Annotated in this window: 10 protein-coding genes; 6 read left to right on the top strand and 4 right to left on the bottom strand. The window is 64.7% G+C overall.

The features are described from left to right. Positions 1–111: 111 nt before the first annotated feature. Both AAFG16_RS45020 and AAFG16_RS45015 read right to left on the bottom strand, forming a co-directional pair. Positions 112–945: a hypothetical protein gene (locus AAFG16_RS45020; protein WP_283082578.1), complete on the bottom strand. Its 834-nt coding sequence runs from the start codon at positions 943–945 to the stop codon at positions 112–114. Between the two features lie 259 nt (positions 946–1,204). Continuing rightward, on the bottom strand, positions 1,205–2,206 hold the full coding sequence (locus AAFG16_RS45015; protein WP_283082577.1) for an NADP-dependent oxidoreductase: 1,002 nt from the start codon (positions 2,204–2,206) through the stop codon (positions 1,205–1,207). Between the two features lie 215 nt (positions 2,207–2,421). Between AAFG16_RS45015 and AAFG16_RS45010 the strand changes: the two genes are divergently transcribed. Both AAFG16_RS45010 and AAFG16_RS45005 read left to right on the top strand, forming a co-directional pair. Beyond that, entirely contained in the window at positions 2,422–3,717 is a 1,296-nt protein-coding gene (locus tag AAFG16_RS45010; RefSeq protein WP_283082576.1) for a dicarboxylate/amino acid:cation symporter, read from the top strand. Between the two features lie 12 nt (positions 3,718–3,729). Further along, on the top strand, positions 3,730–4,650 hold the full coding sequence (locus tag AAFG16_RS45005; protein ID WP_342735615.1) for an amino acid ABC transporter substrate-binding protein: 921 nt from the start codon (positions 3,730–3,732) through the stop codon (positions 4,648–4,650). Between the two features lie 171 nt (positions 4,651–4,821). Here the strand turns inward: AAFG16_RS45005 and AAFG16_RS45000 are convergent, their stop codons facing one another. After that, positions 4,822–5,622, bottom strand: a complete 801-nt coding sequence (locus AAFG16_RS45000; RefSeq protein WP_342735613.1) for a RimK-like protein — start codon at positions 5,620–5,622, stop codon at positions 4,822–4,824. A gap of 374 nt (positions 5,623–5,996) precedes the next feature. Here AAFG16_RS45000 and AAFG16_RS44995 point away from each other — a divergent pair, with 374 nt between their 5' ends. The 3 genes from AAFG16_RS44995 to AAFG16_RS44985 all read left to right on the top strand — a co-directional run bounded on the left by AAFG16_RS44995 (position 5,997) and on the right by AAFG16_RS44985 (position 9,244). After that, positions 5,997–6,770, top strand: a complete 774-nt coding sequence (locus AAFG16_RS44995; protein ID WP_342735611.1) for a ferredoxin--NADP reductase — start codon at positions 5,997–5,999, stop codon at positions 6,768–6,770. Positions 6,771–7,222: 452 nt separating this feature from the next. Beyond that, a complete protein-coding gene (locus tag AAFG16_RS44990; protein WP_342735609.1) occupies positions 7,223–8,911 on the top strand; it encodes an FMN-binding glutamate synthase family protein in 1,689 nt (562 codons plus the stop codon). 93 nt (positions 8,912–9,004) lie between these two features. Continuing rightward, a complete protein-coding gene (locus AAFG16_RS44985; RefSeq protein WP_283082571.1) occupies positions 9,005–9,244 on the top strand; it encodes a PilZ domain-containing protein in 240 nt (79 codons plus the stop codon). A gap of 258 nt (positions 9,245–9,502) precedes the next feature. Here the strand turns inward: AAFG16_RS44985 and AAFG16_RS44980 are convergent, their stop codons facing one another. Continuing rightward, positions 9,503–10,798 carry a hemolysin family protein gene (locus AAFG16_RS44980; RefSeq protein ID WP_342735607.1) on the bottom strand — a complete coding sequence of 432 codons (1,296 nt, stop codon included), beginning with the start codon at positions 10,796–10,798 and terminating at the stop codon, positions 9,503–9,505. 223 nt (positions 10,799–11,021) lie between these two features. Between AAFG16_RS44980 and AAFG16_RS44975 the strand changes: the two genes are divergently transcribed. Then, positions 11,022–13,097, top strand: coding sequence for a HAMP domain-containing methyl-accepting chemotaxis protein (locus AAFG16_RS44975; RefSeq protein ID WP_342735605.1), 2,076 nt, complete (start codon positions 11,022–11,024; stop codon positions 13,095–13,097). The last annotated feature ends 208 nt before the right edge of the window (positions 13,098–13,305 follow it).

The raw sequence follows: 13,305 nt of genomic DNA, 5'->3' as shown, positions 1-13,305 counted from the left end.
GTCGTGATCGAAATCGGATGTGTGCGAAGGATTTGTCGCGGCAGGCGCGCGAAAATTCATTCGCGCGCGCTGCCAACCGAGACGCGCTACGGCGCGTGAGTTGTGCAATGCCTATCGTGCCGCGAACGGCGCGAGCACGTCCTTGCATGCGGGCGACAGCGACGCCGCATTGTTCGAGATACACTGGATGATGCGGCCGCCGCCGGGCGCGACGCCGGCGCAGAGCGAGCGGATGTCGGCCCCGCAGGCGGAGCGGACGATGAACAGCTCTTCGCGCGGCCGCAGCGGGCGCAGCACGATCACAGCCGGCGCCGCGGCGGGCGCTGCTGCTGCGGGTGCAGCACCGGCCGCTGGCGCTGCGGCTGCTGCGCTGCCGCCACCACCAACCGCGGCGGTCACAGCCTTCTCACAGGCCGACGATACCTTCGCCTTGTTCTTCTCCAGGCACTCGAGCGCGGGGGCGCCGCCGGGCGGCACGCCGGCACACACCTTGGGATAATCGGCCCGGCACGCGCTCTTGACCGCAGCGATCTGTGCGCTGCTCGGTTGCTTTGCGGCGGCGGCCTTCGGGGCGGCTCCCGCTGCCGGCTTGGCCGCAGGCTCGGCGGCGGGTGCAGCTTCTGTCTTTGTCGGTTCGGACTTCGCCGGTTCAGACTTTGCGGGCGCGGCTTCCGTCTTCGGAGCCGCAGCGGGCTCGACCGCGCGGACTGCGGTCTGGCACCCCGCTGACAGGCTGGACATGTTCTTTGCCAGGCATTGATAGGCTTCCACGCCGCCGGGCGTCACGCTCGCGCAGTGCGCCATGAAATCCGAGCGGCACGCGGAGCGGATCGCGCTCTTCTGAGCCTCGGTCGGTGCTTGCGCGAATGCGCCTGTTGCAGTTGCGAAGAGCGCGGCCGCCAGCAACGCGCTGCGCGTTGATGCATAGTTCAACGTGTTGAACATTGGAGTGAATTCCTGCCCTATCGGCAATGCCGAATGATTACCAAAAGTGATGCAAACAATCGTCGCGGCGGATCCGTCGCGAGCGGCATCATTGGCCGCCTCGACCTCTACCGCAAGTAGATATTAGCCGCGCAATTGCGACGTAACTAGAGCATGATCCGGACCCGAAGGGCCGCGTTAGCGCAAAGTGCGAAGCAGTTTTCCCTCGCGACAAACGCAGAACGCGTTTGCGCGGAGATCATGCTCAAACAATACGTCGTCAGAGCTTGACCATGCGCTTGCCGCGGTTCTCGCCCGCCAGCAATCCGATCAGCGCCTTCGGCGTGTTCTCGAGGCCGTCGATGATGTCCTCCTGCACCTTCAGCTTGCCGGATTTCACCCAGGCCTGGAGCTCGGCGAGCGCGCGCTGGCTGTCCTTCATGTAGTCCATCACGATGAAGCCCTGCATCACCAGCCGTTTCACCACGATCAGGCCGGGCACGCCGCGCGGGCCGTGCGCCGACGGCGCGCCGTCATATTGCGAGATCGCGCCGCAGCAGGCGATGCGGCCGTAATTGTTCATCTGCGGCAGACAGGCTTCGAGAATGTCGCCGCCGACATTGTCGAAATAGACGTCGATCCCCTTCGGCGCCGCCGCGCGCAAGGCCTTGAACACCGCGCCGTCCTTGTAGTCGACCGCGGCATCGAACCCGAGCTCCGAGGTCAGCCAGTTGCACTTGTCGGCACCGCCGGCGATGCCGACCACACGGCACCCCTTGATCTTGGCGATCTGCCCGACGATCGAGCCGACCGAGCCCGCAGCCGCGGAGACCACGACCGTCTCGCCCTCCTTGGGCTTGCCGACCTCCAGCAAGCCGAAATAGGCCGTGAGCCCGGCGATGCCGAACACGCTGAGCAGATGTGTCATCGGCTCCAGCTTCGGCATCTTGGTCAGATGCTTTGCGGGCACCGCGGCATATTCCTGCCAGCCGGTGTCGCCGAACACGATGTCGCCGGCAGCCAACTCCGGCGCCTTCGAGCTGACGACCTCGGCGATGCCGCCTCCGGCCATCACGCTGTTGGCCTCCACGGCCGAACGATAGGTCGCTCCGTGCATCCAGGCGCGGTTGGCGGCGTCGAGCGAGATGTAACGCACGCGCAGCAGAGCCTCGCCGTCCTTCGGTTCCGGCATCGCGCCATCGATCATGCCAAAATGTTCGGGGCCGAGCTTGCCGCTGGGTTTTTCCACCAGAAGAATCTGGCGATTGATGGTGCCGCTCATGGCGTTTCCCTCTTCGTTTTGTCTGGCGATTATTGATGCAGCCGCCGCAAAGAAAACGTGCAAGCCGCATTCGTTGTGCGCTGCATGAAGGCTAGAACGTGCGTTTCCGTTTCGCAACGGGAACATCGGGGCCCATAGCGATCGCACGCAAAGCGTGTTGCGTCGCTGTCATATCTGCGACATCATGAAGCGGCCGATGTAGTGGGGGTCTTTCAATGTCGAACAGGTTTACGCAATACATTCTGGCCGCGATGGTGCTGGGCATCGTCATGGGGGCGGCGATCTTCAACTTCCTGCCCGACACGCGAGCCGAGTGGGCGTCCTCCATCAACCTGATCGCCATGATGTTCCTGCGCCTGATCAAGATGATCATCGCGCCGCTGGTGTTCGCGACCCTGGTCGGCGGCATCGCGCATATGGGCAGCGGCGCGCGGCTCGGGCGCATCTTCGCCAAGACCATGGGCTGGTTCATCAGCGCCTCCTTCGTCTCGCTGCTGCTTGGCCTCGTGATGGTCAATCTGCTCCAGCCCGGCGCGAACTTCCCCGGCACGCTGCCGCAGGCGGGGCAATCGACGGGCTTGCCGGTCTCGGCCTTCTCGATCGAGAAGTTCCTGACCCATCTGATCCCGACCTCGATCGCGGACGCGATGGCGCAGAACGAGATCCTCCAGATCGTGATCTTCGCCGTGTTCTTCTCGGTGGCGATGGGCTCGATGCCGGAGCGCTCCAAGCCGATCCTGGCGATGATCGACGACGTCGCCCACATCATGCTCAAGGTGACGAGCTATGTGATGTTGTTCGCGCCGCTCGCCGTCTGGGCCGCCATCACCGCCACCGTGGCCAAGAACGGCCTCGGCGTGCTGTGGAAGCTCGTCGTGTTCATGGGCGGCTTCTATCTCGCGCTCGGGATCCTGTGGGCCATCCTGGTGATCGTCGGCTTCGTCGTGATCGGGCCGCGCTACAGCCATCTGTTGAAGCTGATCCGCGAGCCGCTGATGATCGCCTTCTCCACCGCAAGCTCGGAAGCGGCTTACCCGAAGACGCTGGAGGGGCTCACCAAGTTCGGCGCCTCGTCGCGGATCTCGAGCTTCGTGCTGCCGCTCGGCTACTCCTTCAATCTCGACGGCACGATGATGTACTGCACCTTCGCCAGCATCTTCATCGCGCAGACCTACCACATCGAGATGTCGCTCGCGACGCAGCTCGCGATGCTCGCGACCTTGATGATCACCTCCAAGGGCGTCGCCGGCGTGCCGCGCGCCTCCCTCGTGGTGATCGCCTCGACGCTGTCGCAGTTCGGTATCCCCGAGGCCGGCCTCTTGATGATCATGGGCATCGACACCTTCCTCGACATGGGACGCAGCGCCACCAACGTGATCGGCAATTCGCTGGCGACCGCCGTGGTCGCGAAGTGGGAAGGCGAGCTCGGGCCCGAGCACGAGCTCGGACCCGGCGAAGTGGCGACGCCGGACATGGTGCCCGGCGAATTGCCCGCGATGGCCGGCCATTGACGGAGGTGCATCATGCGCCGCTCATTGGCGATATCGGGCGGCCTGTTGCTGGCAGCATGGCTGCTGGCGACCGGCGCTGCCGCGCAGACCGGCGGCAGCGAAGGGCTTAGCCCGACGCTGTCGGCGATCAAGAACAGTCACACCGTGCGGCTCGGTTATCGCGAGAGCTCGCCGCCGTTCTCCTTCCTCGATCAGTCGGGCCGGCCGATCGGCTACAGTCTCGAATTGTGCGAGGCCATCGTCGAGGAGATCGGCATCGAGGTCGACGATCCCGATCTCAAGATCGACTACGTCAAGGTCACCTCGGACGACCGCATCGACGCGGTGCTCCAGAACAAGATCGACCTGGAATGCGGCTCGACCACGGCCAACGCCGAGCGCGGCAAGCGCGTCGCGTTCTCGCCGCTGATGTTCGTCGCCGGTACCAAGCTGATGGTGCCGAAGGCGTCCGGCGTCCGGCAGCTGGCCGACCTCAAGGGCAAGACCATCGTGGTGACGAAGGGCACCACCAACGAGCAGGCGATCCAGGCGGCCGACAAGAAGTTCTCGCTGGGGCTGAACATCGTCACCGGCGCCGATCACGAGCAGTCCTACCAGACGCTCGTCGACGGCAAGGCCGATGCGTTCGCGACCGACGACATCCTGCTCTCCGGCCTGATCGCGCGCCACAAGGCGCAAGACAAGTTCCGCGTTACCGGCGATTATCTGTCCTACGATCCCTACGGCATCATGTTTCGCAAGGGCGAGCCGCAGCTCTCCGCCGTGGTCGAGCGCGCCTTCCGCAAGCTCGGCTCCAACCGCGACCTCGTCCCGCTCTACAACAAATGGTTCACCGCGCGGCTTCCGACCGGCGAGCGGCTGAATGTGCCGATCTCGCTGCAGCTGGAGGAAGCGTTCAAGGCCATGGACGATTCCGCCAGCGCGAATAATTAGCCCTTACTTCCTTCTCCCCTTGTGGGAGAAGGTGGCGCGAAGCGCCGGATGAGGGGTCTCTGTCCACACGTCAGATCTACGTTGAGGAGAGAGACCCCTCACCCGTCTCACCGCTACGCGGTGAGCCACCCTCTCCCACAAGGGGAGAGGGTTCAGCGAGTCTCGCGGCTCCTATCTTTCCCCAAACACCCGGTCCAGCGCCGCATCATACGTCGCCTGCACCAGCTCCGGATGGAGCCTGGCCAGCGCTTCCATCATCACGCCGGAATTGATCTCCAGCACCCGCCACGCCCCATCGACGCGCACCACGTCGATCGACGCGAAGGCGATGCCGATGGCGTTCGCCGCATCGATCGCGAGATTCACGCAGGCCGTTCGAACCTCGCCGTCCTCCAGCAACACCGGCGTTGCGCCGGCGTCGAGATTGTGCCGCCAGTCCGAGCCACGCTGCTTGCTGTAGACGACACGGGGCATATCACCGAGTAGCACCACGCGGACCTCGTCCTCAATCGCGACATAGGGCGAGATCACGAGCCCTGTGCTCATCGCAAAGACCTCGCTGGCCGCGTGGTCGAGTTCCGCCTCCGTCGTCACCTTGAACACCGAGCGCCCCGATGTCCCCTCGTTCGGCTTGACCACCACGCCTTGTGGATTGTCGTGCAGCAGCCCAAGCATTTCCTCTCGCCAGGTGGCGCCAACGATCGTCTTGCCCAGCTTCGGATTGAGGAAGAGGTGATGCGGAATACAGGGGACGCCCGCAAGCGTCAGCGCCTCGGCGGTCGCGGATTTGTCGTTGGCGAGACGATGCGCGATGGCGCTGTTGAGGCCAATGTCGTAACCGAAGGCGAAGCGGCGCATCTCGCCTCGGCGCATCGCGATCAGCCAGCCGCCGGCACGGACATCAACGGTGATGCCGTGGTCCGCGCAATAGCGCCTGATTGCCTGGACGAAGATCCGCTCGCCGCTCGCCATCTGTCTCGATCGTTCCTGTCGCCAAAAGCCGCAAAAATGCGGGAATCGGCGCCATTCCAGGGTGAAATCAGAGCTATTCTTAATGAAATTCTCGCGAGCGCGATGGAAATTAAGTGCTGCCATCGACCGCCGGAGGGAAAAGAAATTGCCCTTAGACGAGGCTTGGCAGCAAAACCGTTAATGATGCGGCCAGTTCTGCGGCAAATGCCGGTTTGACCGGCATCAAATGCATCCGGAACGAGGTTGATTATTGGCCTCAATGGCGTAGATCACACACGCGAAATCCTCCGCCATGGCAATGGTGTCCGCCCCGCTTTCAGGGGCCGGGCAGCGCTTTTGCCCTAAAACCGCAATTATTCGGAATATCGAAAATCATGAGCGCGTTTTACCGAGAGAAGGTTCTTTCCGTCCAGCACTGGACCGACACGCTGTTCAGCTTCCGCGCCACGCGCGACACCGGCTTCCGCTTCCAGAACGGGCAGTTCGCCATGATCGGCCTCGAGGTCGACGGCCGGCCGCTGCTGCGCGCCTACAGCATGGCGAGCGCCAACCACGAGGAAGAGCTCGAGTTCTTCTCGATCAAGGTTCAGGACGGCCCGCTGACCTCGCGCCTGCAGAAGATCAAGGAAGGCGACACCATCCTGGTCGGCCGCAAGGCGACCGGCACGCTGATCACCGACAACCTCATCCCCGGCAAGCGGCTGCTGCTGCTCTCGACCGGCACCGGCCTTGCGCCGTTCGCCAGCCTGATCAAGGACCCCGAGGTCTACGACCAGTACGAGAGCATCGTGCTGGTGCATGGCTGCCGACAGGTCTCCGAGCTCGCCTATGGCGAGAAGCTCGTGGCCTCGCTGCGCGAGGACGAGCTGTTCGGCGAGCTGCTCGCCGACAAGCTGATCTACTATCCGACCGTGACCCGCGAGCCGTTCCGCAACCGCGGCCGCATCACCGACCTCATCAACTCCGAGCAGCTCTTCAACGACATCGGGCAGTCGCCGCTCGACATCGAGACCGACCGCATCATGATGTGCGGCAGCCCGGCGATGCTGGAAGAGCTGAAGGTCATGTTCGAAGGCCGCGACTTCGTCGAGGGCTCGGGCAACAAGCCTGGCCATTTCGTGATCGAGAAGGCGTTCGTCGAGCGGTAAGCGCCGCTCGCTATCGCGCCGTCGTGCCGGGCTGCTAGCCCTCAACTCAGCCGTCGTCCCGGACAAGCGCGCTTAAAGCGCGCGCCGATCCGGGACCGCCGCGCGAGCCCTTCGCTCGTCGCGCTAACCACAGGGCGTGGTTATGCGAGGACTCGGGGTGACGACTTTCTCTCAGCCGCGAAATCCTGTGGTTATGGATCCCGGGTCTGCGCTGTCGCTTGCCCGGGATGACACGTGAGTTGGTGGACACTCCCTCTCAGGCTCCACTTTCGCCGGCTCTGCCGGCCTCACCGTCCAAAACCCCGACCTCTCTGCTGCACTGCAAAAACCGCCAACCCGGCTGATTGATTTTCCTCGGCCGAATTCGCTAGCCTGAAACAACGGCCGCGTCATATCCGTATGACAGGCGCGGGCGTATCGTACCGCCCTCATGCTGACGAGAGGATGGGATCGTGGTCGACAACAACAACAAGCAGGAATCGCCCAAACGTCTGGCACTGGCGGAAGAGGGGGTCTTGGAAACCCTGCTGCTGCCGTTCTCGCCGCGCTTCATCGTGCTGACGATCTGCGCAGTGGTCACTGCGCTCTTGATCGGCATCGGCATTGCCGATCGCAAGATCTTCGACGTCCTGCTGATCCCGATCGCGATCTTCGGCGCCCTGACGCTGCTCGGTGTCCGCGATCTCATGCAAAAGGGCCATGCGGTCCTGCGCAATTACCCGATCTCGGCGCATATGCGCTTTCTGCTCGAAGAGATCCGCCCGGAGATGCGGCAGTACTTCTTCGAGAGCGAGAAGGACGGCATGCCGTTCTCGCGCGACACCCGTTCGTTGGTCTATCAGCGCGCCAAGATGCAGCTCGACAAGCGGCCGTTCGGTACCCAGGAGGACGTCTATCGCGAGGGCTATGAGTGGATGCATCACTCGGTCTCGCCGAAAACGCACGCCGAGGAGAAATTCCGCATCAACATCGGCGGTCCCGATTGTACGAAGCCTTATTCGGCCTCGGTCTTCAACATCTCTGCGATGAGCTTCGGTGCGCTCAGCCCGAACGCGGTGCGCGCGCTCAACGCCGGCGCCAAGAGGGGTGGCTTCGCGCATGACACCGGCGAGGGCGGCTTCAGCCCCTATCACAAGGAGATGGGCGGCGACATCATCTGGGAAATCGGTTCGGGCTATTTCGGCTGCCGCCACCTCGACGGTACTTTCGATCCGGAAGCCTTCGCGCGTGTTGCGAGCGAAGACCAGATCAAGATGGTCGAGCTCAAGATCAGCCAGGGCGCCAAGCCCGGCCATGGCGGCGTGCTGCCGGCGGCAAAGGTCTCGGAAGAGATCTCAAAAATCCGTGGCGTCGCCATGGGCGAGGACTGTATCTCGCCGGCCTCTCACCGCGCCTTCTCGACGCCTGTCGGCATGATGCAGTTCATCGCCGAGATGCGCCGCCTCTCCGGCGGCAAGCCGGCCGGCTTCAAGCTGTGCATCGGCCATTCCTGGGAATTCCTGGCGATTTGCAAGGCGATGCTTCAGACCGGCATCTATCCCGACTTCATCGTCATCGACGGCAATGAAGGCGGTACCGGCGCCGCGCCGCTGGAGTTCATGGACCATCTCGGCATGCCGATGCGCGAGGGCGTCAATTTCGTCCACAACGCGCTGGTCGGCATCAATGCGCGCGACCGCATCAAGATCGGCGCCTCCGGCAAGATCGCCACCGCCTTCGACATGGCCCGCGCGATGGCGATCGGCGCCGACTGGTGCAATTCGGCGCGCGGCTTCATGTTCTCGCTCGGCTGCATCCAGTCACTGAGCTGTCACACCGACCGCTGCCCAACCGGTGTCGCGACGCAGGACCCCACGCGTGCGCGCGCGCTCTACGTGCCGCTCAAGATCGACCGCGTGCACAACTACCACCACGCCACGCTGCACTCGCTGACCGAGCTGATCGCCGCCGCGGGCCTCACCCATCCGCAGGAGCTGCGTCCGATCCACTTCACCCAGCGCACCTCGACGACCGACGTGAGATCGTTCGCGCAGCTTTATCCGGCGCTCCGTCCGGGCGAGCTGCTCGAAGGCACGGAAGATCCGCGCTTCCGTGACGCCTGGCGGATGGCGCAGGCGGAGACGTTCCTGCCGGCGCTGTAAGATGCCGGCAGGCGGCCTCGCCGGACCGCAAAAATTGTTGCGAGTGGAGGGTGGGCTTAACGTCTGGTTCAACTTTGAGTGTAGATTGTCGCCATGGACGAACGACGCGACAGGGCGAGACACCGCGTGCTGAAAGCCGGAACGATCGAGTTCGGCGGCGGCGGGATCGACTGCACCGTTCGTAATTTCTCGGACACCGGCGCCGCGCTCGACGTCACCAGCCCGGTCGGCATTCCCGAACACTTCACCCTGTTCGTCACCGCCGACGGAACGCATCATTCCTGCACCGTGGTCTGGCGCAAGGAAAAGCGGATCGGGGTGAGGTTCGGGTAGGGGCGGGGATTGGACCTTCGCTCGCCGTCACGACGACGGTGCACCCTCTCCCCTTGTGGGAGAGGGTGGCTTGCCGCGTAGCGGCGAGACGGGTGAGGGGTCTCTCTTCACGAGCACTCACTACGATTGAGTTTGCGGAGAGAACCCCTCATCCGGCGCTTCGCGCCACCTTCTCCCACAGGGGGAGAAGGGAAACGGTGCCACAAGCACCGCTTTCGTCGGGACGACAGCTGAGATTGTGGCTCGCTTTATCGCTCGCTAACCCGTCTCCACCTCGCTCAATCGGCTCGCCAAAATCTTGTCGATCCGCCGGCCGTCGAGGTCGACCACCTCGATGTGCCAGCCGGCGAAGTCGAAGGCGTCGCCGACATTGGGCAGCACGCTGAATTGCTGCAGCACGAGGCCCGCCACGGTGTTGTAGCGGTGCGGCGGCAGCTCGATGCCGAGCAGCTCGCCGAACTCGTCGACCGGCATCCAGCCGGAGATCAGCAGCGAATCGTCCTCGCGCCTGACATAGGCCGGCTCCGGCGGTCCTTCCTCCGAATGGAAGGCGCCGACGATCGATTCCAGGATGTCGGCGGCGGTCACTATGCCTTCGAACGCGCCGTATTCGTCGTAGACGAGGCCGACGTGAACCGGCGCGGCCTTCAGGATGGCCAGCACGTCGCGCGCATCCGCCGAGGCCGGGATGCCCGGCGCCTCGCGCACCAGCGCGCGCAAATCCGGCGTGCGCTCGCTCATATAGGCGATCAGCAGATCCTTGGCCTGGAGCACGCCGATCGGCTTGTCGCGGTCGCCGTCCGAGACCGGAAAGCGCGAATGCGGGCTCTTCACGATGATCTCGCGAATAGCTTCGGGCGGATCGTTCAGGTCGATCTCGTCGACCTCGGTGCGCGGTGTCATGACGGCGCCGACCGGGCGGTCACCGAGCCGCATCACGCCGGCGATCATCTCCTTCTCGCCGGGCTCGAGCACGCCGGCGCTTTCGGCCTCGCTGACGAGGTGGTGGATCTCGTCCTCGGACACCTTCTCCTCGGCCTTGCCGCCGCGGCCGAGCAGCGTGAGGATCAGCTTGCCGGAGACGTCGAGCAGGAACACGAGCGGCAGCGATATCTTCGCCAGCATGTGCATCGCCGGCGCGACCCTGACCGCGATGCTCTCGGGGTCGCGCAGCGCCACCTGTTTCGGCACCAGCTCGCCGACGATCAGCGTTGCGTAGGTGATCAGCGTGACGACGATGCCGACGCCGACGATGTCGGCGATCCCGGTCGACAGGCCAAGCTCGACCAGCCATTGCGTCAGCCGTTGTCCGAGCGTGGCGCCGGAGAATGCGCCCGAGAGCACGCCGACCAGCGTGATGCCGATCTGCACCGTCGAGAGGAACTTGCCGGGATCGGCCGCCAGCGTCAGCGCCCGCTCGGCGCCGCGCACGCCTCTGGCCGCGAGCAACGACAGGCGGGCCGGGCGGGAGGACACCACGGCCAGCTCCGACATGGACAAGAGGCCATTGATGACGATCAGGACGACGACGATGACGAGTTCGACAGAGAGCATTGACGTTCCGGTTGTAAGGAAGTGTGGCGCGGCCGGCGGCACAAGCATTGATATAGGTATTTTGCGAGGAATTGCCGGCAATTCTGTCGCATCCGTGCCGCGGGGGAACCGCCCGCGAGGACATGATACCCGCAGAATTACGGGCGCGCCGTTGCTTAACGGGCTCTTAGCCGCCGGCAGCTAGGTTTTCGACATTTGCAGGAATGTATTCGGGGACCCAAGGATGCGGATCGGAAAGCTTTTCGCACTGTCGATGCTGACGGTGACGGTTTTTGCAGTCATTCTCGGCGCCGAGGTGCTCGTACCCCAGACCCGTATCTTCACGAATCGCTCCGACGCGATCAGGACGGTCGAGGCTTTTGGTGCGACCCTGATGGTCAGCCAGCAGGTCGCCAGCCTTCGCGCCCCCTACATCTCGCCGATCTTCCAGGAAGGCGCCGCGACGCAGGCCCAGATCGACGCCGCCGCAAAGGCCGTCAAAGCCGCCGAGGCTTCGTTCGAAGGCGCCAGACGGGCCATCATGGTGCTCGATGACGGCGCATCGATGGCCGACAGCCTCGACCGCACCCTGCGCCGGCTGAAGGAGATCTCCACGGCCGCGGATCGCGCGATGAGCGTTCCTCTTGCTGCGCGCGACGGCGCCGCGATCAAGGGCTTCCTGCCCGGCGTCGCCGAGGTCATCGCCAATATCGAGCCGATCATGAACCGGCTCGAGGGGAAGGTGGTCAATGCCGACTCCTCGCTTGCGGCGCTCTTGAGCCTGGCGCGAACGGCGCAGGACCTGCGCGTCTCCGCCGGCAGCCGTGCCGCCACCTTGTCGCCGGCGCTGAACGCGCGAAGGCCGCTCACGACAGCTGAATTCTCGCTGATGGACCGCATGCAGGGCCGTGTGGAGGCCGATCGCGAGCGCATCGAGGCCGGCGTCGACCAGCTCGGAAGCCCGCCCCGAATCGCCGCCGCATTGAAGGCGGCGACGGACTCCTATTTCGGCAAGGCCGCGCTCGTGGTCGAGAAGGAGATGCCTGCGGCGCGAGCCGACGGCAAGTACGGGATCAGCGCCGACGAACTCGCGAGCGCCATCGTGCCGGCGATCCAGATGTTCTACGGCGTGCGCGACGCCGCGCTGGCGGAAGCCGCGGAGCGCGCCGCGGCCGCGCGCGATGGCGCGCTGGCGATGCTCGCGCTCGCCGCCGTCGCGGTGCTGGCGCTGCTCGGGACGCTCGGCGGCGTGACCATGATGCTGCGCAGCCGCGTGGTGACGCCGCTCGGCCGGCTCGCCGACGTGATCGGAACGCTCGCGTCCGGACGGCATGAGGTCGAGATCCCCGCGACCGGCCGCAACGACGAGATCGGCCAGGTGGCGGGCTCGCTCCAGCACTTCAAGGATTCTCTACTCGCCAAGAAGTCGGCCGACGAGGCTGCCGCGGTCGAGGCCGAGGCCAGGATCAAGCGCAGCCAGCGCATGGACCAGATCGCGCGCGAGTTCGAGGCCATGATCGGCGACGTCGTCAACACCGTTTCGTCGGCATCGTCCGAGCTGGAGGTCTCGGCGGGAACGCTGACAAGCTCGGCCGATCAATCGGAGAAGGTCACGGCGACCGTTGCCGCCGCCTCCGAACAGGCCTCCACCAACGTGCAGACGGTTGCCGCGGCGGCCGAGGAAATGGCCTCGTCGGTGGACGAGATCAGCCGGCAGGTCCAGGACTCCGCGCGCATCGCCGGCGAGGCGGTGCAGCAGGCGGAGCGCACCAACGGCCATGTCGGCGAGCTCGCAAGGGCCGCGGGCCGGATCGGCGACGTCGTCGAGCTCATCAGCCAGATCGCGGGCCAGACCAATCTTCTGGCGCTGAACGCCACCATCGAGGCGGCGCGCGCGGGCGAAGCCGGGCGCGGCTTCGCCGTCGTCGCCTCCGAGGTCAAGGCGCTGGCCGAGCAGACCGCCAAGGCCACCGGCGAGATCAGCCAGCAGATCACGGAAATCCAGACGGCGACGGAGGACTCCGTCGGCGCCATCAAGGCGATCGGCGGCACCATCACCCGCATGTCCGAGATCGCGTCCGCGATCGCCTCGGCGGTCGAGGAGCAGGGCGCGGCGACACGGGAGATTTCCCGCAACGTGCAGCAGGCGGCGCGCGGCACCCAGCAGGTCTCCGCCAGCATCGTCGACGTGCAGCGCGGCGCGAGCCAGACCGGATCGGCATCCTCCAACGTGCTCACGGCAGCCAGATCGCTGTCCGGCGAGAGCAGCCGTCTCAAGGCCGAGGTCGGAAAGTTTCTGGAGGCGATCCGGGCCGCCTAAGCATGATCCGGAAAAGTGCGAAGCGGTTTTCCGGAAAGATCATGCGTAAACAACAACCTAAAGCGCGATGACGATTCATCCAAATCTCATCGCGCTTTGGAGCTTCGTTGTGGAAAGATGCGGTTTCGCCTAGGCTGACATCCCGGGGATGTCGCAGCCTCCCCGTGAAGTGGTGATCCCACGCAAGCGCTGCTCGCTGAATTATGGA

The sequence above is a fragment of the Bradyrhizobium sp. B117 genome (genome assembly GCF_038969555.1).
Classification (GTDB): Bacteria; Pseudomonadota; Alphaproteobacteria; order Rhizobiales; family Xanthobacteraceae; genus Bradyrhizobium.
The sequence above is the reverse complement of the archived record's forward strand: the minus strand, read 5'-3'. Positions and strand labels throughout refer to the sequence as shown.